The sequence below is a fragment of the Caulobacter sp. GW821-FHT10A06 genome (assembly GCF_059415805.1).
The window spans coordinates 192,276-218,907 of record NZ_JBWKNY010000006.1 but is presented as its reverse complement, the minus strand read 5'-3'; the positions used below and the strand labels follow the sequence as shown (position 1 = coordinate 218,907).

The 26,632-nt window shown below is 68.5% G+C and carries 10 protein-coding genes and 1 pseudogene; 6 read left to right on the top strand and 5 right to left on the bottom strand.

What is annotated here, in order from left to right; all coding sequences use genetic code 11:
• The first annotated feature begins 4 nt into the window (after positions 1-4).
• The 6 genes from AC07NF_RS19105 to AC07NF_RS19080 all read left to right on the top strand — a co-directional run bounded on the left by AC07NF_RS19105 (position 5) and on the right by AC07NF_RS19080 (position 10,898).
• Positions 5-3,136 carry a multidrug efflux RND transporter permease subunit gene (locus tag AC07NF_RS19105; RefSeq protein ID WP_494629894.1) on the top strand — a complete coding sequence of 1,044 codons (3,132 nt, stop codon included), beginning with the start codon at positions 5-7 and terminating at the stop codon, positions 3,134-3,136.
• Positions 3,133-6,318 (top strand): efflux RND transporter permease subunit, encoded by a 3,186-nt coding sequence (locus AC07NF_RS19100; RefSeq protein WP_494629892.1) that lies wholly within the window; start codon positions 3,133-3,135, stop codon positions 6,316-6,318. The genes AC07NF_RS19105 and AC07NF_RS19100 overlap by 4 nt, the downstream gene beginning before the upstream one ends.
• Positions 6,315-7,739: an efflux transporter outer membrane subunit gene (locus AC07NF_RS19095; RefSeq protein ID WP_494629888.1), complete on the top strand. Its 1,425-nt coding sequence runs from the start codon at positions 6,315-6,317 to the stop codon at positions 7,737-7,739. Before AC07NF_RS19100 ends, AC07NF_RS19095 begins: the two co-directional genes overlap by 4 nt.
• 65 nt (positions 7,740-7,804) lie before the next feature.
• On the top strand, positions 7,805-9,004 hold the full coding sequence (pcaF, locus tag AC07NF_RS19090; RefSeq protein WP_494629886.1) for a 3-oxoadipyl-CoA thiolase: 1,200 nt from the start codon (positions 7,805-7,807) through the stop codon (positions 9,002-9,004).
• The gene (locus AC07NF_RS19085) at positions 8,956-10,158 is read left to right on the top strand and encodes an acyl-CoA dehydrogenase family protein (RefSeq protein WP_494629884.1); all 1,203 of its coding nucleotides are present in this window, start codon (positions 8,956-8,958) and stop codon (positions 10,156-10,158) included. The genes pcaF and AC07NF_RS19085 overlap by 49 nt, the downstream gene beginning before the upstream one ends.
• Positions 10,158-10,898 (top strand): HTD2 family dehydratase, encoded by a 741-nt coding sequence (locus AC07NF_RS19080; protein WP_494629880.1) that lies wholly within the window; start codon positions 10,158-10,160, stop codon positions 10,896-10,898. Before AC07NF_RS19085 ends, AC07NF_RS19080 begins: the two co-directional genes overlap by 1 nt.
• Positions 10,899-10,904: 6 nt before the next feature.
• Here AC07NF_RS19080 and AC07NF_RS19075 read toward each other — a convergent pair.
• From AC07NF_RS19075 to AC07NF_RS19055, 5 genes and pseudogenes are all read right to left on the bottom strand, one after another.
• Positions 10,905-12,707 (bottom strand): annotated as a pseudogene (locus tag AC07NF_RS19075) (FkbM family methyltransferase); the annotation flags it as partial.
• A 47-nt stretch (positions 12,708-12,754) separates the two neighbouring features.
• A complete protein-coding gene (locus AC07NF_RS19070; protein ID WP_494629878.1) occupies positions 12,755-14,773 on the bottom strand; it encodes an O-linked N-acetylglucosamine transferase, SPINDLY family protein in 2,019 nt (672 codons plus the stop codon).
• A 154-nt stretch (positions 14,774-14,927) separates the two neighbouring features.
• Complete coding sequence (locus AC07NF_RS19065; protein WP_494629874.1) at positions 14,928-22,337, bottom strand: beta strand repeat-containing protein; 7,410 nt, start codon at positions 22,335-22,337, stop codon at positions 14,928-14,930.
• Positions 22,338-22,726: 389 nt separating this feature from the next.
• Positions 22,727-25,024, bottom strand: a complete 2,298-nt coding sequence (locus AC07NF_RS19060; protein WP_494629873.1) for a glycoside hydrolase family 3 N-terminal domain-containing protein — start codon at positions 25,022-25,024, stop codon at positions 22,727-22,729.
• A 71-nt stretch (positions 25,025-25,095) separates the two neighbouring features.
• Entirely contained in the window at positions 25,096-26,433 is a 1,338-nt protein-coding gene (locus AC07NF_RS19055; protein WP_494629870.1) for a dicarboxylate/amino acid:cation symporter, read from the bottom strand.
• Positions 26,434-26,632 lie beyond the last annotated feature (199 nt).

Genomic DNA, 26,632 nt, shown 5'->3' with positions numbered 1-26,632 from the left:
GACGATGAACCCCTCGCGTCCCTTCATCCAGCGGCCGGTCGCCACGGCCCTGTTCATGGCGGCCATCGTCCTGGCTGGCCTGGTCGGCTTCCGGCTGCTGCCGCTGTCGGCCCTGCCCCAGGTCGATTACCCCACCATCCAGGTCCAGACCCTGTATCCCGGGGCCAGCCCCGAGGTGATGAGCCAGACCGTCACCGCTCCCCTCGAACGGCAACTGGGCGAGATGTCGGGCCTGGCCCGGATGAGCTCGGTCAGCACGGCCGGCGCCTCGATCGTCACCCTGCAGTTCAATCTGGGCGAGACCCTGGACGTCGCCGAGCAGGAGGTGCAGGCCGCCATCAACGCCAGCGGCTCGCTGCTGCCCGCCGACCTGCCCGCCCCGCCGGTCTACGCCAAGGTCAATCCGGCCGACGCGCCGGTGCTGACCCTGGCCATCACGTCGGACACCCTGCCGCTGACCGAGGTGCAGAACCTGGTCAATACCCGCCTGGCCCAGAAGATCAGCCAGGTCTCGGGCGTCGGCCTCGTGTCGCTGTCCGGCGGCCAGCGGCCCGCCATGCGCATCCAGGCCGACACCCAGGCCATGGCCAGCTACGGCCTGACCCTGTCTGACGTGCAGACCGCGATCAGCGCCAGCAACGCCAACAGCGCCAAGGGCAGCTTCGACGGTCCAACCCGCAGCTACACGATCAACGCCAACGACCAGCTGCTGTCCGTCGACGACTACAAGAACCTGATCGTCAGCTACAAGGACGGCGCGCCGATCCGCCTGAGCGACATCGCCCAGGTCGTCGAGAGCGCCGAGAACACCCGCCTGGGCGCCTGGGCCGACAAGACCCCGGCCATCATCGTCAACGTCCAGCGCCAGCCCGGCGCCAACGTCATCAAGACCGTCGACGCCATCAAGGCCAAGCTGCCGGAGCTGCAAGCCGGCCTGCCCGCCACCCTGGACGTTCGCGTCCTGGCCGATCGCACCACCGGCATCCGCGCCTCGGTGCACCATGTCGAGATGGAGCTGCTGCTGGCCGTGGCGCTGGTGGTGCTGGTGATCTTCTTCTTCCTGCACAGCCTGCGCGCGACGGTGATCGCCAGTCTGGCCGTGCCGATCTCGCTGATCGGCTCGTGCGGGGTGATGTACCTGATGGGCTTCTCGCTGAACAATCTCAGCCTGATGGCCCTGACCATCGCCACCGGCTTCGTCGTCGACGACGCCATCGTGATGATCGAGAACATCACCCGCCACCTTGAGAAGGGCGAAAAGCCCATGGCGGCGGCGCTGAAGGGCGCGCGCGAGATCGGCTTCACGATCATCTCGCTGACCATCTCGCTGATCGCGGTGCTGATCCCGCTGCTGTTCATGGGCGATGTCGTCGGCCGCCTGTTCCGCGAGTTCGCCATCAGCCTGGCCATCACCATCCTGATCTCGGCCGTGGTCTCCCTGACCCTGACGCCGATGCTGTCGGCTCGCTGGCTCAAGCCCCACGAGGGCGAGGACGCCAAGGGCCTCAGCAAGAAGGCCCAAGACCTCTTCGAGCGTGTCGAGGCCCGCTACGAGAAGGCCCTGGCCTGGGTGCTGCTGCGCCAGAAGGCCACCCTGGTGGTCGCCGTGCTGACCCTGGTGCTGACCGGTCTGCTCTACATGGTCATTCCCAAGGGCCTGTTCCCGACCCAGGACACCGGCCAGCTGCAAGCCCGCACCGAGATGTCCCAGTCGGTCTCGTACGATCGCATGGCGGCCCTGCAACAGCAGGCGGCCGAGGCGATCATGGACGATCCTGCGGTCGAGAACGTCGCCTCGTTCATCGGGGTCGATGGCGCCAACAACGCCATGCTCCACACCGGCCAGATGCAGATCAACCTCAGGTCCGACCGCTCGGGCTCGCAGGAGAAGATCATGCAGCGGCTGCGCCAGCGCGTGGCCGAGGTGCCGGGCGTGACCCTGTACCTGCAGCCCACCCAGGACCTGACCATCGACGCCGAGACGGGCCCCACCCAGTTCCGCCTGTCGCTGGAAGGCGCCGACACCGCCACCATCAAGGAATGGGCCGGCAAGCTGACCGCCGAGCTGGCGCATGTGAAGGCCGTGCGGAACGTCTACAGCGACGCCTCGGCCACCGGCCAGGCGGCCTATGTCGACATCGACCGCGACACCGCCGCGCGGCTGTCGATTACCGCCTCTGATGTCGATGACGCCCTCTACAGCGCCTTCGGCCAACGGATCGTCTCGACCATCTTCACCGAGACCAACCAGTACCGGGTGATCCTGGAAGCCAAGCCCGGCGTCCTGACCGACCCGACCACGCTCGGAAACCTGAACCTAAAGACCGGCGGCGGCGCCCCTGCTCCGCTATCGGCGTTCTCGACGATCAAGACGCAAGCCTCGCCGCTGCAAGTGACCCACGTCGCCCAGTTCCCGGCCACCACGATCGGCTTCGACACCGCGCCGGGCGTCTCGCTGGGCCACGCGGTCGACGAGATCCGCAAGGCCATGACCCGGATAGAGATGCCGACCGCCGTCACCCACACCTTCCTGGGCGCGGCGGGGGCCTATCAGAACTCGCTGTCCAACCAGCTGTGGCTGATCCTGGCGGCCGTGGTCTGCGTCTACATCGTGCTGGGCGTGCTCTATGAGAGCTACATCCACCCGCTGACCATCCTGTCGACCCTGCCCTCGGCCGGCGTCGGCGCGCTGCTGGCCCTGTGGATCACCGGCAACGACCTGGGCGTGATCGGGATCATCGGCATCATCCTGCTGATCGGCATCGTCAAGAAGAACGCGATCATGATGATCGACTTCGCCATCGACGCCGAACGCACCGAGGGCAAGAGCCCGCACGACGCCATCTTCCAGGCCGCCGTGCTGCGCTTCCGCCCGATCCTGATGACCACCCTGGCGGCCCTGTTCGCGGCCGTGCCGCTGATGCTGGGCTTTGGCGAGGGCGCCGAGCTGCGGCGACCGCTGGGCATCGCCATCTTCGGCGGCCTGCTGCTGAGCCAGCTGCTGACCATCTTCACGACGCCGGTCGTGTACCTCGCCTTCGACCGCCTGGCGCCCGCCGGCAAGCACAAGGCCCATGACGACGGGCCGCATCCCGACCGCATCGATCCGGACCCGATCCCGGGGGCGCCGTCGTGAACCTGTCCGGACCCTTCATCCGACGGCCGGTCGCGACGATCCTGCTGACCATCGGCGTGGCGCTGGCGGGCATCTTCGCCTTCTTCGTGCTGCCGGTCTCGCCGCTGCCGCAGGTGGATTTCCCGACCATCTCGGTGTCAGCCAACCTGTCCGGCGCCAGCCCCGAGACCATGGCCTCCAGCGTCGCCACGCCGCTGGAACGCCGACTGGGCACGATCTCCGGCGTCAATGAGATGACCTCGCAGAGCTCGACCGGCTCTTCCCGGGTCACTCTGCAGTTCGACCTGAACCGCAAGATCGACGGCGCCGCGCGCGAGGTGCAGGCCGCGATCAACGCCGCCCGCGCCGACCTGCCGGCCACGCTGCGCAGCAACCCGACCTATCGCAAGATGAACCCGTCCGACGCGCCGGTGATCATCCTGGCCCTGACCTCGAACACCAAGACGCCGGGCCAGATCTACGACGCCGTCTCCAACATCGTCGCCCAGCGCATCGCCCAGGTGACCGGGGTCGGCGATGTCGAGATCGGCGGCGGCTCGCTGCCGGCCGTGCGCATCTCGGCCAATCCGTTCCTGCTGAACCAGTACGGCGTGGCCATGGAGGACGTCCGCGCGGCGATCCAGTCGGCCAACGCCAACCGCCCCAAGGGCGCGCTGGAAGGCAACGGCCAGCGCTACCAGATCTACACCACCGGCGCGGGCCGCAAGGCCGCCGACTATGCCGGCCTGGTCGTCGCCTGGCGCGGCGGCGCGGCCATCCGCCTGTCCGACGTGGCGACCGTCACCGACAGCGTCGCCGACACCCGCACCCTGGGCCTGTTCAACGGCAAGCCGGCCATCATCGTCCTGATCACCGCCCAGCCGGGCGCCAACATCATCCAGACGGTCGACAGCGTCCGCGCCGCCCTGCCCGAACTGCGCGCCCAGCTGCCTAGCGACATCACCGTCGACGTGGCCAGCGACCGAACCAACTCGATCCGCGCCTCGCTGCACGAGATCGAGGTCACCCTGCTGATCTCGATCGTGCTGGTCATCGTGGTGGTCAGCGTCTTCCTGCGCAGCGCGCGCGCGACCTTCATCCCGGCGGCGGCGACCATCGTCTCGCTGCTGGGGACATTCGGGGTGATGTACCTGCTGGGCTTCAGCCTGAACAATCTCAGCCTGATGGCCATCACGGTGGCGACCGGCTTCGTGGTCGACGACGCCATCGTCGTGCTTGAGAACACCGCCCGTCACATCGAGAAAGGCATGGACCGCTTCTCGGCCGCCCTGTTGGGCGCGCGGGAGGTGGGCTTCACGGTGCTGTCGATCAGCATCTCGCTGGTCGCCGTCTTCATCCCCCTGCTGTTCATGGGCGGCCAGGTCGGGCGGTTGTTCCGCGAATTCGCCGTCACCCTGTCGGCGGCGGTGCTGATCTCGCTGGTCATCAGCCTGACCACCACGCCGATGATGTGCGCCTACCTGCTGCGTCCCGAGAAGAAAGAGAAGGAAGGCCGCTTGGCTCGCTTCTTCGAGGCCGCGTTCAACCGCGTGCACAAGATGTACGAGCACAGCCTGGACTGGGCCCTGGCCGCCAAGCCGCTGGTCATCGTGATCCTGGTCGCCGTCATCGCCATGACCGCCTGGCTCTACATCGCCGTACCCAAGGGCTTCTTCCCGCAGCAGGACAGCGGCCAGCTGAACGCCGGCATCCGCGCCGACCAGTCGGTCTCGTCCCAGGCCATGCAGAAGAAGCTGCGCCAGGTGGTGAACATCATCCACAAGGACCCCGCCGTCGACACCGTCGTCGGCTTCACCGGCGGCGGCCGGGCGGGCGGCGGCTTCCTGTTCGTGAATCTCAAGCCGATCGGCGAGCGCAAGGAGAAGGGCTCCGACGTCATCGCGCGCCTGCGGCCGCAGCTGCAGAAGGTGACCGGCCTCAACGTCTTCCTGAACCCGGTGCAGGACCTGCGCATGGGCGGCCGGCAGAGCAACTCGACCTACCAGTACACCCTGACCAGCGACTCGAGCGCCGCCCTCAAGGAATGGGCCGGCAAGCTGGCCGAGGCGATGAAGGCCCACGACGACGTGCTGACCGACGTCGATTCCGACCAGCAGGAGAACGGCGTCGAGACCCTGGTGACCATCGATCGCGACAGCGCCTCGCGCCTGGGGATCACGCCCCGCGCCGTCGACAACGCGCTCTACAACGCCTTTGGCCAGCGCCAGGTCGCGACGATTTACGAGGACGTCAACCAGTACGCTGTGATCCTGGAGTGGCAGCAGAAGTTCGCCCAGGGCCCCGAGGCGCTGAACGACGTCCATGTGCCGACCCGCCCCTCGGGGACGGCGACGGCGACCGGTCCCAGTGTCAATCCGGCCCTGCGCGACCAGTCGACCGGCTCGGCCCTGAACACTGCCGCCACGGCCATGACGCCGCTGCCGGCCATCGCCAGCGTCTCGCAAAACGCCACCCCGACCTCGGTCAATCACCAGAATGGCGAGCTGGCCACGACGGTCTCGTTCAACCTGGCCGAGGGCAAGTCGCTGAGCGACGCCCAGGCCGCCGTCGCGGCAGCTGAGGCCGAGATCGGCATGCCGACCAGCGTGCGCGGCAGCTTCCAGGGCCAGGCCCGCCAGGCCAACGACCAGATGAAGCAGCAGCCCCTGCTGATCCTGGCCGCGATCGTGGCGATCTACATCGTGCTGGGCATTCTCTACGAGAGCTACGTCCACCCGATCACGGTGCTGAGCACCCTGCCCGCCGCCGGCGTCGGGGCCGTTATCGCCCTGCTGATCTTCAAGATGGAATTCTCGATCATCGCCCTGATCGGGGTCTTCCTGCTGCTGGGCATCGTCAAGAAGAACGCCATCCTGATCATCGACTTCGCCCTGGACGCTCAGCGCAGCCGAGGGCTCACGGCTCAAGAGGCCGCGCGCGAGGCCAGCCTGCTGCGCTTCCGCCCGATCCTGATGACCACCCTGGCCGCGGCCCTGGGCGCCCTGCCCCTGGCGATCGGCTTTGGCGAAGGCGCCGAGCTGCGCCGGCCGCTGGGCGTGGCCATCATCGGCGGCCTGATCGCCAGCCAGCTCCTGACCCTGATCACCACCCCCGTGGTCTATGTCTATCTCGACCGTCTGCGCGGCAAGGCGCGCGACAAGGACGAGCGGCATCTGACCCACCACGCGCCGGAACCCGCATGATGCATCGTCTTTCACACCTCATCGGCGCCGTCTCGCTGCTCGCCCTGGGCGCCTGCTCGCTGACGCCGGCCTACGAGACCCCCGCCCTGAAGTCCGCCCCGCCAGCCCAGTTCAAGGCCATGGAAGGCTGGAAGACCGCCACGCCATCCGACCATCTGGATCGCGGCGACTGGTGGACCCTGCTGGGCGATCCGCAGCTCAATGCGCTGGCCGAGCGGGTGAAGGTGGACAACCAGACCATCGCCGCCGCCGAGGCCGCCTATCGCCAGGCCCGCGCTCTGGTGCGTGAGCAGCGCGCCGGTCTGTTCCCCAGCATCGACCTGTCGGGCTCGGCCACCAAGTCGGGCGGCGGCGGCACCAAGACCACGACCTCCGCTGGCGGCGCCACCAGCGCCGGCGACACCCAGCGCTACCAGGTCGGCATCGGCGCCAGCTGGGAGCCCGACGTCTGGGGCCGCATCCGCGCCGGCATCAGCGGCGCTAAGGCGAGCGCGGAAGCCAGCGAGGCCGACCTCGCCGCCGCCCGCCTTTCGGCGCAGGGCGAGCTGGCCACCAGCTATCTTGGCCTGCGCCGCGCCGACGCCGAGATCGCCATGGTCCAGGCCACGGTCGAGGGCTACCAGCGCGCTCTCCAGATCACCACCAACCGCTACAACGCCGCCATCGCGCCCAAGTCCGACGTGCTGCAAGCCCAGAGCCAGCTGGCCAACGCCCAGTCGACCCTGGAGGGCCTGGTCCAGGACCGCACGGCCTTCGAGAACGCCATCGCCGTGCTGGTGGGTGAGCCGGCCAGCAACTTCCGCCTGGCGGCCGACGCCAGCTGGAAGCCGGTCGTGCCGGAAATCCCGGTCGGCGTGCCCTCGACCCTGCTGGAGCGCCGTCCCGACGTCGCGGCCGCCGAGCGCCGCGTGGCCGCCGCCAACGCCGACATCGGCGTGGCCCGCGCCGCCTTCTTCCCGACCTTCAACCTCAGCGCCGACGGCCGCTCGACCGCCAGCAAGCTGGGCGACCTGTTTGCCACCTCGGCCAACACCTGGTCGCTGGGCCTGACCGCCGCCCAGACCCTGTTCGACGCCGGCGCCCGCCGCGCCCAGGTGGCCCAGAGCCGCGCCGCCTACGACCAGACGGCCGCCAACTACCGCCAGACGGCCCTGCAGGCCTTCGAGGACGTCGAGAACCAGCTGACCGCCGCCCGCACCCTGGAGCGGCAGTACGCCCTGCAACTGACCGCCTCCCAAGCCGCCGACCAGACCGAGCAGATGCTGCTGAACCAGTACAAGGCCGGCCAGGTCGCCTACACCGACGTGGTCGCGGCCCAGGCCTCGGCCCTGTCGGCGCGGCGCACGCTGGTCACGACGGCGGTGTCGCGCCAGACGACAGCGGTGGCGCTGGTCCAGGCCTTGGGCGGCGGCTGGCGCTGAAAACTTGTTGAGGCTCCGCCCGCGCGACTCTAACACTTGTTTGAGCGCACGATCGGAGCCTGAGCATGACGACCGCCTATCTCTGTGACGGGATCCGCACCCCGATCGGGCGCTATGGCGGCGCGTTGTCCAAGGTGCGGGCCGATGACCTGGCCGCCATCCCATTGAAGGCCCTGGCCGCGCGCAATGCCGGCCTCGACCTGGAAGCCATCGACGAGGTGGTGCTGGGCTGCGCCAACCAGGCCGGCGAGGACAATCGCAACGTCGCGCGCATGGCGCTGCTGCTGGCGGGCTATCCGGTCTCCGTGCCGGGGGTGACCGTCAACCGCCTCTGCGCCTCGGGCCTGGAAGCCATCGGCTACGCCGCCCGCGCCATCCTGTCGGGCCACAACGACCTGGTCATCGCCGGCGGTGTCGAGAGCATGAGCCGCGCCCCGTTCGTGATGGGCAAGGCCGACAGCGCCTTCGCTCGCAATGCCGAGATCTTCGACACCACCATCGGCTGGCGGTTCATCAATCCGGCCATGCGGAAGCTGTACGGCGTCGACTCCATGCCCGAGACCGCCGAGAACGTCGCCGCCGACTACGGCGTCAGCCGCGCGGACCAGGACGCCTTCGCCCTGCGCAGCCAGCAACGAGCAGCGGCCGCTCAAGCCAACGGCTTCCTGGCCGGCGAGATCACGCCCGTCGAGATCGCCGGCAAGACCGGCCCGACCATCGTCGATGGCGACGAACACCCGCGCGAGACCACGATCGAGGCCCTGGCCAAGCTGAAGCCCGTCGTCCGCGAGGGCGGCACGGTCACGGCCGGCAACGCCTCGGGCGTCAACGACGGCGCGGTGGCCCTGATCGTCGCCTCAGAGGAAGCCGTGAAGCGTCATGGCCTGACGCCTCGCGCCCGGATCACCGGCTACGCCACCGCCGGCGTACCGCCGCGCGTCATGGGCATCGGGCCCGTCCCCGCCGTCCAGAAGCTGCTGGCCAAGACCGGCCTCGCCATCGGCGACTTCGACACCGTGGAGCTGAACGAGGCCTTCGCCGCCCAAGGCCTGGCCGTCCTGCGCCAACTGGGCCTGCCCGATGACGGCGCCCACGTGAACGCCAACGGCGGCGCCATCGCCCTGGGTCACCCGCTCGGCGCGTCCGGCGCGCGGCTGGTGCTGACGGCCCTGCGCCAGCTGGAAGCCACCGGTAACAAGCGCGGCCTCGCCACGCTGTGCATCGGCGTCGGCCAGGGCGCGGCGTTGTCGTTCGAGCGCGTCTAGTGGACGCCGAACTGATCGAGGCCCTGCGCCAGACGGTGCGGGCCCTGTGCCGCGACTTCCCGCCGCCCTACTGGCGCGCCCTGGACCGCGAGAAGGCCTATCCGACCGAGTTCGTGGCCGCCATGACCAAGGCCGGCCTGCTGGGCGTGCTGATCCCCGAGGAATACGGCGGCGGCGGTCTGGGCCTGACGGCGGCAGCGGCGATCCTGGAGGAAGTCCACGCCAGCGGCGGCAATGCGGCCGCGCTGCACGCCCAGATGTACACCATGGGCACCGTCCTGCGGCATGGCTCGACGGCGCAGAAGGAGACCTGGCTGCCGAGGATCGCCGACGGCTCGATCCGCCTGCAGGCCTTCGGCGTCACCGAGCCGACGGCTGGCACCGACACCACCTCGATCTCGACCTTCGCCCGCCGCGAGGGCGACACCTATGTGATCAACGGCCAGAAGGTGTGGACCAGCCGGGCCGAGCATTCGGACCTGATGGTCCTCTTGGCCCGCACCACGCCCAAGGACCAGGTCGCCCGCAAGAGCGAGGGCCTGTCCGTCTTCCTGGTCGACATGCGCGAGGCCAAAGGCCGTGGACTGACGATCAAGCCGATCGCCACCATGCTGAACCACGCCACCACCGAGGTCTTCTTCGACAACCTGGTGATCCCCGCCGACAGCCTGATCGGCGAGGAAGGCAAGGGCTTCCGCTACATCCTGGACGGCATGAACGCCGAGCGCATCCTGATCGGGGCCGAGTGCCTGGGCGACGCCGCCTGGTTGATCGGCAAGGCGCGGGACTACGCCAACAGCCGCGTCGTGTTCGGCCGGCCGATCGGCCAGAACCAGGGCGTGCAGTTCCCGATCGCCCGCGCCTACGCCCAGGCCCACGCCGCGCGCCTGACCATCTACGATGCGGCCGCCCGCTATGACGCCGGGCTTCCCTGTGGCGAGCAAGCGAACATCGGCAAGATGCTGGCCTCCGAGGCCTCCTGGGCCGCCGCCGACATGTGCCTGCAGACCCACGGCGGCTTCGGCTTCGCCGAGGAGTACGACATCGAGCGCAAGTTCCGCGAGACGCGCCTCTACCAGGTGGCCCCGATCTCGACGAACCTGATCCTGGCCTATGTCGCCGAGCACGTGCTCGGCCTGCCCCGGTCGTACTGATGATCCTGGCGGCTTCGGATCTGGCGCGGCTGGCGGCGTTGCTCGACCGCCCCAAGGCGCCGACGGAGGTCCCACCGGCCTGGCACTGGGCGTGCTTGGCCAAGCCGGTCCGGCGCTCCGACCTTGGCCCTGACGGTCATCCTCGGCGTGATCCGTCGCTGCCGCCTCGGCGGATGTTCGCGGCGGCGGACATGGCCTTCGCCGGCCCACTGCTGCCGGGCGCGGAAACCGAACTCGTCGAGACCATAGCCGCCGTCGAGCAGAAGGCCGGCGCGAGTGGCCCGCTGACCTTCGTCACGGTCGATCGCGCCTTCAGCCAGGCCGGCGCGGTCCGCGTTCACGAGCGGCAGACCATCGTCTACACCGCCGCCCCGCCCGCGCCCCGGACGCCCGACTCCGAGCTCCCGCCCGCCGAGTGGAGTCGCGAGACGCCGACCGATCCGGTGCTGCTGTTCGCCTTCTCGACGGCGACCTCGAACAGCCATCGCATTCACTACGACCTGTCCTACACGACACAGGTCGAGGGTTATCCCGACCTCGTCGTCCACGGTCCGCTGATCGCCCTGCTGCTGCTGGAGGCCATGCCCGCGCGGCCGATCTCACGCTTTGCGTTCCGAGCGCTCAAGACTGCCTTCGTCGGCGAGACGATCACCGCCCACGGGCGCCTGGTCGATGACGGCGCGGAGCTGTGGGCGACCACCAACGGTGCGGTGCTGATGAAGGCCAAGGCGACCTTCTAGGCCGCCCTACTCCTCCAGCGTCGACGTATCGAAGCCGTGATACAGCGACAGGAAGCGGAACGGGTGGCCCGCCACATATTCCTTGAACATCACGTTGTTGATGTCGCTGTTGGTGTCGAAGGCGCCGACCTTGGCGCCCGGGACCTGCACCGCCAGGTGGGCGCGGGCCAGGTTCAGGGCGACCTGGTCGATCCAGCGGGTGACGACCGCGCGCGACAGCCTGTCGTCGAGATAGGCCCGCAGCCAGCGCAGCAGCACCGACGTCGCCTCGGTCGGACGCGCCAACACCAGGTTAGCGGTGATGCGCGAGCCGGCCTGCATGTTGCGCTCGTTCTCGTTGATCACGAGGTCGGCGTCGGCCCACTGCTCGAGCAGATCGGCCACGCCCCGTTGCAGCAACAGATCGATGTCGGACACGAACACCGGCCGCTGCAGCAGGTCCAGCAGCGCGCCCAGGCGCTGGAACCGCACCGACTGATAGTGCGCGACCGGGATCTCGATCAGGCCCTTGGGCGGGGCCTCGTAGCACTTGATCGTCACGCTGGAGGCGTCGAAGGCGTCACCCGTGAAGACGATGCGCGGATCGTCGATCCGCACCGTCGCGGCGGCCTGCGCCAGGCGCTCGGCCCCGCCGATCACGTGGATCACCACCAGGAACGGCACGTCGCCGTGCTTGATCACCGACAGGGCCAGCCAGCGGGCATAGAGCTCGACGTACTTCTCGTCGGCGGCGGCGAAGAACACCACCTGGGCGCCCAGGGCGTCGGCGTGGGCCTTGAGCCCTTCGCCATCCAGCGTCTTGCCGTCGCCGGTCAGGAAGGTCTGTGGCGCATCCTGCGGCGCGGGCGGCGTCGGGCCATCCAGGTTCGCGCCGGTCAGAGCGTCGATCACGGCGCTGTAGTGGTGGATCCAGTCGACCCACTCCTCGCCCGGCGAGTCGACGTCCATGGCCCCCGCCTCGGCCAGGATCAGCTCGAACAGCTCCAGCCGTTCGCGGGTCGGGTGCTCGCACAGGATCAGGCTGGCGGCGTCGTGATAGTACTTCATCCGGCCCAGCGGATGCAGCTTGGTGTGCTCGCGCGCCTGGGCCAAAGCCTGGACCAGCTGGCCTTCGATATCGACCTTGGACGACGCCGGCGCGAGCTGGGGCGCGGCGCTGGCCTCGACGCCCTCGAAGAAGCGGCCCAGCAGGGTCTGCATCGGGACGCGCGGCAGCAAGGCCTCCTCCCCGCCCAGGATCTCGAAGCGCAGGCCTCCGCGCCAGCCGACCTGCAGCTCGAAACGATCGGTCGCCTGCTCCCAGACGGCCTCGCCCGGGAACACCAGGTGCTCAATCTGCGAGGTCTTGGGAGCCAGGGCCAGGATGCCGTCGATATGGTCGACGCCCCAGCGGTGATGGGCGAAGCCGCGGTGCTGCCCCTCGACCTTCAGCACCTCCAGATAGCGCGACGGCGTGGTGATCCAGCCGGCCTCGGCCAGCAGCGGCAGGCGCTCCAGCAGGACCGAGGGTCGCGCCATCATCTGCACCACGTGCAGGGCGACGACATAGTCGAAGCGGCCCTCGCGAGCCACGCGGGCCAGGATGGCGCGATAGGTCTCCGGGTCGGACAGGTCGCCGGCGAACTCGGCGCCGGTCCCGCCCAAGACGACGTCGCACAGCTCGGCGGGCCAGCCGGGCGGGCCGCCGCCGATCAGCAGGATCCGAAAGCCCGGATCCTGAGCCTTGCGACGCCGCAGATAGTCCATCAGACCATTCAGGGCGTTCAGGACCGTCAGGCGGCTAAGCTGCGCGGGACGGGCCGAAGTCGGGGCGAACAGCGCCCCCATCTCCGGCGCGACGTCGACCGGAACCTGCGTCACGCCGCGCCGCCGTCCCAGAGGCGGCCATCGGCGGGAATGGCCTTGACGCTGTGGCGGCGGGCCAGCTCGGCGCGGTACAGCGCGTGCAGGTCGGCCTCGGACTGCATCTCGCGCTCATCGCGGTCCAGCGCCAGGCCGATCTCGAGATAGGTCTTGAGATTGGCGAGGTTCGGCTGCGGCCGCTGGCCAGCCTGGTGCTCGGCGATCATCTCGCCGTAGAGCTCCTCCAGCTTGCCTGCCAGCAGGTTCATGTCGAACAGCACGCAGGTGTCGCGATTGGCGTCCAGCTGGGCGCGCAGGGCGCGGGCCTTGTCGGGATTGGCGCCCAGCTCGACGGCCTTCTCGACATAGGCCTGGGAACTATCGACGACCAGCTCGGGCAGACCGGCGCTGCGCACCAGGCTGCCGCAGACGCGCGAGGCGAAGCTCTTGCCCGACCAGGTCAGGACCGGCACGGCCATCCACAGCGCGTCCGAGGCCGTGGTGTGTGCGCCATAAGGGGTGGTGTCCAGGAACAGGTCCGCCAGGCGATAGCGCGCCAGGTGGAAGGCGTTCTGGAGCTTCTGGGCGAAGACCAGGCGGGTGCGGTCCACGCCTCGCGCCTGGGCCGCGTCGCGCAGCCGGCCGTTGGTCTCGGGATTGTTGTCCAGCAGCCAGAGCACGCTGCCGGGCGTGCGCTTGAGGATCTCCATCCAGCGGTCAAAGACGAAGGGCGTGATCTTCTGCGTGCCGTTGAAGCAGCAGAAGACGAAGGCGTCCTCGGGCAGGCCGACCTCGGTTCGCGTCGGCGTGGCGTCGTTGACCTTCCGGCGGCGGTCGTTGGGCTGGTAGCAGGGGATCCGGCGGACGGCCTCGGAGTAGTAGAGCTCCATCTCCGGCGGGATGATCCACGGGTCGGCGACGATGTAGTGGTGGTAGTCGCTGCCCATCGTCCCCGGATAGCCCAGCCAGTTGACCAGGATCGGGGCCGGACGGCGGGCGAAGACGGCTGTCCGGGCGTCGCGGGTGTGGCCGTTGACGTCGACCAGGATGTCGATGCCGTCGTCGGCGATGCGCTGAGCGGCCTCTTCGTCCGACATCGGACGGATGTCGGTGAAGTGCTCGACAGAGGCGCGGATGCGGGTGTTCAGGCCGTCGCTGGACTCGGGGCCGCAGTAGTAGGCGAAGACCTCGACGTTGGCCTTGTCGTGCATCTCGAACAGTTCGGCCATCAGGTAGCCGACGGCGTGGTCGCGCAGGTCCGACGAGATGTAGCCGATGCGAGGGCGGCGGCCCTGGATGTCGATCGGGGCGTCGCGGCGGTCGTTGCGGATCTGCTCGGGCGTCACCTTCACTTCACGCTCGATGAAGTGGTTGCCGGCGCTGAGCAGCAGCAACGGGTCGTCGGTATAGGCCGAGGTCGACAGCGGATTGACGCCGCGCAGCAGGGTCTCGCGGCTCAGGCGCTCGGTCGGCTGCAGGGCCGGCCATTTGCACTGGGCCAGGCGAGTGGCGACCAGCTGGCCGATCACCTCCTCGGCGGTGGGATCCAGGTCGGCGGCCCGCATCAGCGCCAGTTCGGCGCGCGCGGGCTGCGAGATCTCGCCCAGCAGGCGGGCGATCTGCTTCAGGCAGGTGAAGGCGTAGCTGACGCCCATGCCACTGGGCACGACACTGCGGTTGGCGCCGGTCTCCCAGGTGGCGATGGCCATTTCGTGCAGGCCGGCCCGCTCCTGCAGGCCACCCAGATTGACATAGGCCGGCATGAAGTCGGCGTTCAGCGCGATCGCCTGCTCCAGCGAGCCCGCCGCGCCTGAATTGTCGCCCAGGGCCGATTGCAGGATCGCCCGGTTGAACAGCGCCACGCACAGCTGCGGGTGTTCGGCGTTAAACTTGATCCAGACCTTGTAGGCCTGGTCGGCGAGGGCCGGCTGCCCCCCTGCCCCCAACTGCGCGGCGACGGTGATCACCTCGCCGAGCGGGCAACCCTCTGCGGTAAGCTTGCTGAGCAGATCCAGCGTATCGACGTCGGCCATTGTCTTCCTGGTACCGATAAGCGGCGTGGGACAGGCGCGCGCAAAGGCGACGCGCGAGTCGGCGCAGCGCGATCATGGCATGGGGCTGGGGGCTCGACCAATGGCCGAGAGACGATCCGCCGCCCGCGCCCAAGGGCGCAGGCGGCAGCCGTTATCAGGTCGCGTTCAGGTACGAGACGATCTGGGCGTCGCTCAGGCTCTGCACCTGGCTTTGCGTCAGAGAGTTCGCCTGGGTCGGCGTCATCGCTTCGATGTTCGTCGTCGACAGGAAGTCCAGCTGGGTCGAGGTCAGACCCGGTATTTGGCTCGTTTCCAGCTGGCCGATCTGGGTGGTGCTGAGCGACGCGATCACGTCGGTCGACAGCTGGGCCAGTTGGGTGGTGGCCAGCGAGGCCAGCTGCGTGCCGGCCAGGTCGGCCACGTCCGTCGCCGTCAGGCCCTTCAGCTGCGAGGCCGTCAGAGCCTTGACCTGGGACGTGGTCAGCGACGCGCTCTGGGTGGCGTCGAGAGCCGAGAGGTTGGCCGACGAGATCGACTGCAGTTGCTGGGTGGTCAGCGCGCCGATCTGGGTGCCGACGAACTGGCCCACGTCGGTGGTGTTCATCGCACTGAGCTGGGTCGTGGTGATGGCCTTGACCTGCGTCTCGTTCAGAGCGGCCACCTGGGTGTCGCTCAGGCTCGAGAACGTCGTCGCGGTCATCGCCGCGACCTGGGTCGTGGCCAGGGCGCCGATCTGGGTCACCGACAGCTCGCCCGCCTGGGTCGCGTTGAGCAGAACCACCTGGGCGGTGTTCAGCGCGCCGATCTGGGCCGTGGTCAGTTCGCCGATATCGGTCGCCGACAGACCCTTCACCTGGTCGCCCGTGAGCGCCTTGATGTGGGTGGTGGCCAGCGAGCCCATCTGGGTCGCATCCATCGCCGACAGGTTGGTCACGGACAGGGCGACCAGCTGGCTGGTGGCCAGAGACTGGATCATCCCGGTCGTCAGCTCGCTGATGTCGGTCGTCGTCAGGTTCTTCATCTGATCGACGGTGATGCCCTTGATCTGCGTGGCGTTCAGCCCCGCCATCTGGGTGGCGTCCATGGCCGAGAAGGCCGAGGTCGTCAGCGCGCCGATCTGAGCCGCCGACAGCGCCTGGATCTGGGTGTCCGCCAGCTCGCCGATGTCGGTGGTCGTCAGGCCCTTCATGTGGGCGGTCGTCAGGCCCTTCAGCTGCGTCGCGGTCAGGACCGCCACTTGCGTGCTGTTCAGGCTCGAGAAGCCGCCAGAGGTCATGCCGGCCAGCTGGGTCGAGGTCAGCGCCTGGACCTGGGTGTCGGCCATGGCCCCGATGCTGGTCGCATTCAGACCGGCCATCTGGCTGGTCGTCAGGCCCTTGACCTGGTCGGTGCTCAGGGCGCCGATCTGGGTGTCGCTCAGCAGGTTGATGTTCGTCGACGAGATCGCCGAGATCTGGCTGGAGGTCAGACCGCTGATCTGGGTCGTCGACAGCTCTTGCAGCTGGGTCGAGGCCAGGGCCCCGACCTGCAGGTTCGAGAGCGCGCCGATCTGGGTCGACGACAGCTCATCGATGTCGGTGACCGACAGACCCTTCAGCTGCGAGGCCGAGAGCGCCTGGATCTGGGTGTTGGCCAGGACCGCGACCTGGGTGTCGGCCAGGGCCGAGACGCTGGCCGCCGACAGGTTCTTGATCTGGTCGACGGTCAGGGCCGCGATCTGGGTCGTCGTGAACTCGCCCACATCCGTCGCGTTCAGGGCCGCGATCTGGCTGGTGGCGATGCTCTTGATCTGAGTGACCGTGAGCGCCGCGACCTGCGTGGCGTCCAGCGCCGAGAAGCTGCCCGTGGTCATGGCCGACAGCTGCGTGCCAGTCAGCGCCTTGACCTGGGTGTCGGCCAGCTCGGCGATGTCGGTCGTCGTCAGGTTCTTAACCTGCAGGGTGGTGAGACCCTTGATCTGCGACTCGTTGAGCGCCGCCATCTGCGTGCCGTCCAGGGCCGAGAAGGCCGTGGTCGTCAGCGCCGACAGTTGGGTGGCGCTCAGCGCGGCGATCTGGGTGTTGGCCAGTTCGGCGACATCCGCGGCGCGCAGCGCGCCGGCCTGCTGGGTCGTCAGACCCTTCAACTGGTTGGCGGTCAGCGACCCCATCTGGGTGGCGTCCAGGGCCTGGAGGGCCGAGGTCGTCAGACCCGCGATCTGGGTCGAGCCCAGGGAGCCGATCTGGGTCGTCGACAGCTGCGCGGCCTGGGTCGTGGCCAGGGCGGTAACCTGAGCCGTGCTCAGGGCCGCGATCTGGGTGTCGACCAGCTCGCCGATGTCGGTCGTGTTCAGACCTTGGATCTGCGCGTTCGACAGACCCTTGATCTGGGTGACCGTCAGCGAAGCCATCTGGGTCGCATCGAGCGCCGACAGGTTGCTGGTCGTCAGCGCGGCCAGCTGGCTGGAGCTCAGGGCCTGGATCTGCGTGGTCGCCAGCTCACCGATGTCGGTGGTGGTCATGTTCTTCAGCTGGTCGACCGTGATGCCCTTGACCTGGGTGGCGGTCAGCGAGCCGAACTGAGTGGCGTCCAGGGCCTGGAAGGCCGTGGTCGTCAGGGCGGCGATCTGAGAGGTCGACAGCGCCTGGAGCTGAGTGGTCGCCAGATCGCCGACGTCCGTCGTCGTCATGTTCTTCAGCTGGGTCGCCGTGATGCCCTTGACCTGATCGGCCGAGAGCGCGGCGACCTGGGTCCCGTTCAGGGCCGAGAAGCTGGTCGTCGTCAGGGCGCCAATCTGCGCGGTCGACAGCGCCTGCACCTGGGTGTCCGCCAGGGCGGCGACGTTGGTGCTGGTCAGCGCGGCCGCCTGCTGGGCGGTCAGGCCCTTGAGCTGAGCCGTCGTCAGCGCGCCGATCTGGGTGTCGTTCAGCAGCTGGACGTTGGTGGTCGAAATCGCACCCAGCTGGGTGGACGTCAGGCCGCCGATCTGGGTCGTCGACAGTTCCTGCACCTGGGTGCCGGCCAGCGAACCGATCTGCAGGGCCGACAGCGCGCCGACTTGAGCCGAGCTCAGTTCGTCGATGTCGGTGACCGACAGACCCTTCAGCTGGGTCGCCGAGAGCGCCTGGATCTGGGTGTTGGCCAGGGCCGCGACCTGGGTGTCGGCCAGGGCCGAGACGCTGGCCGCCGACAGGCTCTTGATCTGGTCGGCGCTCAGGGCGGCGACCTGGGTCGTCGCCAGTTCACCGATGTCGGTCGCCGACAGGTTCTTGAGCTGCGTCGCCGTGACCGCCTTCATCTGGGTCACGCTCAGCGACGCGACCTGGGTGGCGTCCAGGGCCGAGAAGGCCGTGTCGGTCAGGGCCGCGATCTGCGAGGTGGTCAGCTGCGAGACCTGGGTCGTCGTCAGCTCGCCGATGTCGGTCGTGGTCAGCGCCTTGAGCTGGCTGGCCGTGATCCCCTTGATCTGGGTCTCGTTCAGCGTCGCCATCTGGGTGGCGCTGAGCGCCGAGAAGCTGCCGGTCGACAGGGCCGCCAGCTGCGTCGCCGCCAGGGCGGCCACCTGGGTGTCGGCCAGTTCGCCGACGTCCGTCGCGCTCAGCGCGGCCAGTTGACTGGTCGTCAGACCCTTCATCTGGGTCGTCGCCAGCGCGCCCACCTGGGTGGCGTCCCAGGCCGCGAACTTGGTCGCGCCCAGCGCGCCGATCAGCGTGGTGCTGAGGCCCTGGATCTGGGTCGTGGTCAGGTCATTGACGTTCAGCGCAGCGATCTGGACGGCCGACAGCGCGCCGACCTGGGTATCGGCCAGTTCGCTGATGTCGGTGGTCGACAGGCCGCTCAGCTGGCTGGTCGTCAGGCCCTTCATCTGGGTGACCGTCAGGGCCGCGGACTGGGTCGCGTCTAGCGCCGACAGGTTCGTGGGGGTCAGGCTCTTGACCTGGTCGACGCTCAGGGCGCCGATCTGGGTCGTGGTCAGTTCGGCGACGTCGGTCGTGCTCAGGTTCTTCACCTGATCCAGCGTCACGCCCTTCAGCTGGGCGGTCGTCAGCGCGCTGAACTGGGTGGCGTCCAGAGCCGAGAAGCTGGTCGTCGTCAGCGCGGCGATCTGCGAGGTGGTCAACTGGCCGACCTGCGTCGTCGTCAGCTCACCCATGTCGGTGGCGTTCAGCGCCTTGATCTGGCTGGCGGTGATCGCCTTGACCTGGGTCTCGTTCAGGGCCGCCACCTGGGTGGCGTTCAGGGACGAGAAGGCGCCGGTCGACAGAGCGGCCAGCTGCGTCGCCGCCAGGGCGCCGACCTGGGTGTCGGCCAGAGCGCTGACATTGGTGGTCGTCAGGGCGGCCGCCTGCTGCGCGGTCAGGCCCTTGAGCTGCCCCGCCGTCAGCGCGCCCAGCTGGGTCGAGTCCATCAGCGTCAGGTTGGTCGAGGTGATCGCGCCAAGCTGCGTCGAGGTCAGGCCGCCGATCTGGGTGGTCGACAGTTCCTGCACCTGGGTCGAGGCCAGGCCGGTGATCTGGGCGGCCGTCAGCGCGCCGATCTGGGCCGACGACAGCTCGTCGATATCGGTGGTCGTCAGGCTCTTCAGCTGGGTGGCGTTCAGCGCCTGCAGCTGGGTGTTGACCAGCGCCGACACCTGGGTGGAGTCCATCGCCGAGATGTTGGCGGCCGACAGGCTCTTGATCTGGTCGACGGTCAGCGAACCGATCTGGGTCGAGGTGAACTCGCCGATGTCGGTGGTCGACAGGTTCTTCAGCTGGGTGGCCGTCAGGGCCTTGATCTGCGTCGTTTCCAGCGCCGCGACCTGCGTCGCGTTCAGCGCCGAGAAGCCGGTGTCGGTCAGTTGCGACACCTGACCGGTCGTCAGCGCCTTCACCTGCGTATCGGCGAGCTCGCCGATATCCGTCGCCGACATGGCGCGCAGCTGGCTGGTCGTGAGACTCTTCATTTGAGTCTCGGTCAGCGCCGCCACCTGGGTGCCGTCCAGGGCCGTGAAGGCCGTGGTGGTCAGCGCCGCCAGCTGGGTCGTGACCAGAGCCGCGACCTGGGTCGTGGCCAGTTCGGCGACGTCGGCCGCGTTCAGACCCTTAACCTGGTCGACGGTCAGGCCCTTGATCTGGGCCGCGGTCAGGGCGCCGACCTGGGTGGCGTCCATCGCGGAGAAGTTGCTGGCCGAGAACGCGCCCACCTGGCTCGCGCTCAGAGCGCCGATCTGGGTGACCGACAGGCTCTTCACCGCGGTCTGGTTCAGCGCCGCCAGCTGGGCGTTCGACATCGCCTGGACTTGGGTGTCGGCCAGTTCGCCGATGTCCGTCCCGCTCAGCGCGCCGAGCTGGGCAGTCGTCAGACCCTTGATCTGGGTGCTCGTCAGGACCGCGACCTGGGTGTCGGCCAGGGCCGAGATGTTGCTCGTGGAGAGCGTCTTGATCTGGTCGGCGGTCAGGGCGCCGATCTGGGTCGTCGTCAGCTCACCGATGTCGGTGGTCGACAGGCCCTGCAGCTGGCTGGTCGTCAGACCCTTGATCTGAGACGTCGTCAGGGCCGCCATCTGGGTGGCGTCCATCGCCGACAGGCTGCCGGTCGTCATCGCGCTGAGCTGCGCGGTCGACAGCGACGAGATCTGGGTCGTCGACAGCTCACCGACGTCGGTGGCGTTCAGGCCCTTGATCTGGCTGGCGGTCAGGCCCTTCAGCTGGTCGGTCGTGATGGCCGCCATCTGGGTGCCGTTCAGCGCCGAGAAGCTGGTCGAGGTGATCGCGCCCAGCTGGGCGGCGGACAGCGCGCCGACCTGGGTGTCGGCCAGATTGCTGACATTGGTGGTCGTCAGGGCGCCCAGCTGCTGGGTCGTCATGCCCTTCAGCTGCAGCGCGCTCAGCGAACCCATCTGGGTGGAGTCCATCACGACGAGGTTGCTCGTCGTGATCGCGCCAACCTGGGCCGAGGTCAGGCCGCCGATCTGGGTCGACGACAGCGCATTGACCTGCGTCGAGGCCAGGACCGCGATCTGCGAGGTCGTCATGGCGCCCACCTGGGCCGCCGACAGCTCGCCGATATCCGTGGCGTTCAGCGCCTTGACCTGATTGACCGTCAGGGCCGCCATCTGGGTGGTGGCCAGCTGGGCGACCTGAGTGGAGCTCAGGGCCGAGACGTTGCCGGTCGTCAGGTTCTTGATCTGGTCGACCGTCAGGGCGGCGACCTGGGTGTCGGCCAGCTCGCCGATGTCGGTCGCGCTCAGCGCCGCCACCTGCTGGGTGGTCAGGCCCTTGATCTGGGTCGTGGCCAGCGCGGCGACCTGCGTCTCGTTCAGCGCCGAGATATTACCGGTCGTGATACTGGTCAGCTGGGTGGTGTTCAGCGCGGCGACTTGGGTGGCCGTCAGTTCACCGATGTCGGTGGTCGTCAGCGCCTTCAGCTGGCTGACGGTGATGCCCTTGACCTGGTCGGTCGACAGGGCGGCCACCTGGGTGAGGTCCAGGCCCGAGAAGGCGCTGGTGGTGAGCGCGCCCAGTTGGGTGGCGCTCAGCGCGCCCACCTGGGTGTTGGCCAGCTCGCTGACATTGGTCGCGTCGAGCGCGGCGAGCTGTTGGGTGGTCACCGCCTTGATCTGGGTCTCGGTCAGCGAACCGACCTGGGTGACGTCCAGCGCCTTGAAGGCCGAGGTCGACAGGGCCGCGACCTGGGTCGTCGCCAGGGCCGCGACCTGGGTCGTCGCCAGGGCGGAGGCCTGGGTGGTCGCCAGCAGCGCGACCTGCGCGGTGGTCAGCGAGCCGATCTGGCCCGTGGTGAACTCACCGATGTCGGTGGCGTTCAGCGCCTTGACCTGGTCGGCGGTGACGGCCTTGATCTGGTTGGCCGACAGGCCAGCCACCTGGGTGGCGTCCAGGGCCGAGAAGCTGGCGGGCTTCAGCGAGGCGATCTGCTGGGTCGTCAGGGCGCCGACCTGGGCGGCCGAGAGCTCGCCGACGTCGGTGGCGTTCAGCCCGTTGATCTGGCTGGTCGTCAGCGATGCGATCTGGTTGGTGCTGAGGACCGAGATCTGGGTCCCGTCCATCGCCGAGATGTTGGTGGCCGTCAGCGCGGTCAGGCGGTCGGTCGACAGATAGCTGATCTGGGTGCCCGACATCTCGCCGATGTCGGTGGTCGAGAGCGCCTTCACCTGCGCGACGGTCAGACCCTTGACCTGGCTCTCATTGAGCTGGCCGACCTGGGTGCCGTCCAGCCCCGAGAAGTTGGTGGTCGACAAAGCGCCGATCTGGGTCGAGCTGAGGACCGCGATGTGCGAGGTGTCCAGCGCCGCCAGCTGGGTCGAGGTGAGCGCGGAAACCTGGTTGGTCGAAAGCTGGGTCAGCTGGGTGACGTCGAAGGTCACCGAAGTGGCGAACTTCGGGATCTGCGTCGTGGTGAGCGCTTTTACCTGGGTCGCGCTGAGCGCGGCGACCTGGGTGTCGGCGAGCGCGCCGATGCCCGTCGCGCTGATCGCGGCGATCTGGGATCCGTTGAGGGACTGAATGTCCGTGGTCGACAGACCTTGGATGGCCGTGACCGACAGAGCGGTAATCTGCCCGACCGAGAGACTCGAGATCGCCATACATTCATCCTTGCTGATGAACGCGCCCCAGCGCGCGCTCGAAGCAATTTGAAGACGCCCCCCACAACGCAAGCGCCTCAATCAAGCCACACTACGGCCCGACGGGCGTAACCTTATTTCCTTTCCAAGTCCTTTCAACGAGACATGCGGCCGCAGACGACGTTTGTGCGTTCGCACACCTCTAGACGCGGAAACTTCGGACGCATGAAGTCCGAAAAATCCTTACAAGACAAGGGCGATCAGCAAAGCTCGCGAAAACCACGCCTATGCCTGCCCCCACAAGATTCTCCTAACGGGCGACTAATGCAGTGGGGTTTTGGAGGCTTTTTGAGCCCGAAACGGCTCCTCGCGGCCGTTTACGGTTGGGCACGCGATTCGCGAGACACCCTCTACCCAACCGGGAGAAGCTCGAAACTGGCGACCAATCCGTCGACCGAGGAGCTGGAAATCCAAACGTCGAATACTCCGGGTTCGGCGATCCAGTACTCGTTGTCGCCGACGAACATCAGGTGCTGTCGCTTCAGCTCGAACCGCACCTCCCGCTCAGCGCCCGGCGCCAGGGAGACCCGCTGGAAGCCCTTCAGCTCGCGCACCGGCCGGGTGCGGCTGGCGACACGGTCCCGGATGTACAGCTGGACGACGTGGTCGCCGTGCAGGTTGCCGCTGTTCTTGACCTTGGCGGTCACGTGCAGCGTGTCGTTCCAGGCCAGGCGCGGCGTCGACAGCTTCATGTCGGTAACGTCGAAGCGCGTGTAGCTGAGACCAAAGCCGAACGGATACAGCGCGTCGTTGCGGATCGAGCGCCAGCGGGCCTTGTACTCCTGGCCGTTCGGGTCGGAAGGCGCCGGGCGGCCGGTGGTGCGGCCGTTGTAGAAGAACGGCTCCTGACCACTGTCGATCGGGAAGCTGACCGGCAGCTTGCCCGAGGGGTTCACGGCGCCGAACACCACATCAGCCACGGCGTTGCCCATCTCGCTGCCCAGGAACCAGGTGGCCAGGATCGCCGGCGCGTCGCGGACCACACCCTCCAGCTGGATGGCGCGGCCATGGCGCAGCAGGACGATCACCGGCTTGCCCGTGGCGGCAATGGCCTCGGCCAGGCGCATCTGGACGGGCGGGATGCGGATGTCGGTGCGCGACTTGGCCTCGCCCGTCATGTCCTGGCTCTCGCCGATCGCCAGCAGCACGATGTCGGCGGCCTGGGCGGCGGCCACGGCGCGCTCGAAGCCGCCGGCGATGGTCGTCTCGACCTCGCAGCCGCGCTCGACGATCAGGCTGCCGGGATCAGCCAGCTGGGCGCGCAGGCCGGTGGCCAGGTCGACGTTCAGTCGGCGGTCGGCGAAGAAGCCGCCCCAGGCGCCCAGCACGTTGTCGCGGTCGTCCGCGAACGGGCCGATCAGGGCCAGGCGCTTGCCCGCACGCGGCAGCGGCAGCAAGGCGCGGTCGTTCTTTAGCAGCACGATCGAGCGCGCGCCGGACTCGCGGCTCAGGGCGCGCATGGCCGGCGTGGCGGTGTGCTGGGCTTCCGCCTGCGGGTCCAGCGAGCGGTAGGGATTGTCGAAGAGGCCGATTGCCTCCTTCAGCGCCAGCACCCGGCGCACCGAGGCGTCGACCACCGCCATCGGCACCGCGCCCGAGGCGACCAACTCCGGCAGGTAGCGCATGTAGAGGCCGCTCTGCATGCTCATGTCGACCCCGGCCAGGATGGCCAGGCGGGCGGCGTCGCGGTCGTCGGCGGCAAAGCCGTGGGCCACCAGCTCCTGGTCGGCCGTGTAGTCCGAGATCACGACACCCTTGAAGCCCCACTCCCCGCGCAGGATGTCGGTCAGCAGCATCTTGTTGGCCGTGGCCGGGATCCCGTTGACGTCGTTGAAGGCCGACATGGTCGTCAGGGCGCCAGCCGCGAAGGCGGCCTGGAACGGCGGCAGGTGCACCTCGCGCAGGGTGGCGTCCGACAGCTCGACCGAGTTGTACTCCAGCCCCGCCGTCACCGCGCCATAGGCGGCGAAGTGCTTGGGCGTGGCCAGCATGCTGTCGTCGGCCTTCAGGTCCTTGCCCTGGAAACCACGCACGCGGGCGGCGGCCAGCACCTCGCCCAGGAACACGTCCTCGCCCGAGCCTTCGGCCACCCGGCCCCAGCGCTGGTCGCGGGCCACGTCGACCATCGGCGCGAAGGTCCAGTGCAGACCGGCGGCCGTGGCCTCGACCGCCGTGGCGCGGGCGGTGCGCTCGGCCAGGTGCGGATCGAAGCTGGCGGCCTCGGCCAGCGGAATCGGGAACACAGTGCGGAAGCCGTGGATCACGTCGGCGGCGAACAGCAGCGGGATCTTCAGGCGCGAACCTTCGATCGCGGCCTTCTGGGTGTCCCGCGCGGCCTGGGCGCCGACGCCGTTGAACAGCGCGCCGATCCGGCCGGCCTTGACCTCGGCGGTCAGGGTCTGGGCGTTGCGGATATTGACCAGCGGGTTCATGTCGCCGATCGGCGGGCGGATCATGTCGGCGAAGACCGACAGCTGGCCGGCCTTCTCCTCGATCGTCATCTGCGCCAGCAGGCGCTCGACACGATCGGAGGCACGCGCGAAGGCCTTGGGAGCGCTCACGGCCAGGCCCGCCAGGGCGGCCGCGCCGGACAGGAAGGCGCGTCGGTTCGGCCCGGCAGGGCCGCCGTTCGTCGTCTTCAAGATCATGGAATCCCCCGGGGACGCTTCAACAGGCCGGCAAAATTGCCGCTAACGTCGCCCGGCGCAACCGCGCTCGCCTATTCGGCGGGGTGCAACTCAGCTTCGGCCGGAACGCGAGCGGCGTTGTAGGTTTCCAGGTCCAGGATCCCTTCCCGCTTGGCGACGATGGTCGGGACCAGGGCCTGGCCGGCGACGTTCACGGCGGTGCGGCCCATGTCCAGGATCGGGTCGATGGCTAGCAGCAGGCCCACGCCTTCCAGCGGCAGGCCCAGGGTCGACAGGGTCAAGGTCAGCATCACCGTCGCACCGGTCAGGCCCGCCGTGGCGGCCGAGCCGATCACCGAGACGAAGACGATCAGGAAGTAGTCTGACCAGGCCAGGTGCACGCCGAAGAACTGAGCCACGAAGATCGCCGAGATCGCCGGATAGATGGCCGCACAGCCGTCCATCTTGGTGGTCGCGCCGAACGGCACGGCGAAGGCGGCGTAGGCGCGCGGCACGCCCAGGCTGGTCTCGGTGACGGCCTCGGTCACGGGCAGGGTACCGACCGACGAGCGCGAGACGAAGCCCAGCTGGATCGCCGGCCAGGCGCCCTGGAAGAACTTCACGGGGTTCAGGCCGTTCAGCGCCAGGATCGTCGGGTAGACGACCAGCAGCACCAAAGCCAGGCCGATATAGATCGCGCCGGTGAAGGCGCCGAGCTGCCCCAGCGTGGTCCAGCCGTATTGCGCGACGGCGTTGCCGAACAGGCCGATGGTGCCGATCGGCGTCAGGCGGATCACCCACCACAGCACCTTGCGCACGATCGCCAGGGCCGAGGCGTTGAACTTCAGGAAGGCCTCACCCGCCTCGCCGACCTTCAGGGCCGCGACGCCGGTGACCAGCGAGATGACCACGATCTGCAGGACGTTGAACGACAGGCCCGTCGTCGCCGCGCCGTCGGTGATCTTGGTCGAGGCGGCCAGGCCCAGGATGTTGCTGGGCACCAGACCCGTCAGGAAGTCCAGCCACGAGCCGTGGGTCTTGGGCGCCTTGGCGGCGGCGGCCTCGACCGTGGTGTGCAGGCCGGGCTGCAGGATCAGGCCTAGGGCGATGCCGATCAGCACCGCGATCAGGGCGGTGACCGCGAACCAGAACAGGGTGCGCCAGACCAGGCGGGCGGCGTTCTGCAGCTGGGCGATGTTGGCGATCGAGGCGACGATGGCCGTGAACACCAGCGGCGGCACCAGCACACGCAGCAGCTGGACGAAGATCGCGCCGACCTGATGCAGGGTCTCGGCCAGGGCGTAACCCGCCTGCCCTTCGGCCGGTCCCAGGTTACGCGCCAGCAGGCCCAGCCCCAGGCCAATGGCCATGGCGGCCAGAACCTGGAACCCGAACCCGCTGATGAAGCGGCTGCTCTTGGCTGCGGCCATGGTCGATCCTCGACGAAACTAACTCGGCCATAAATGTCGTGCGCCACAGTGGGAATTACGAGCGCGGTTTTTCGGAAGGCCCTGCGAGGAAAACTGATCTGCCTAAAGACGCGGCAGCAACTTCTCGTGATGCTCGCCTCGTCCCCTCGACAGGACTCAGCCGGAAGTCGCAACTGCGGGCGCGGCAGGCGGGGGCGAA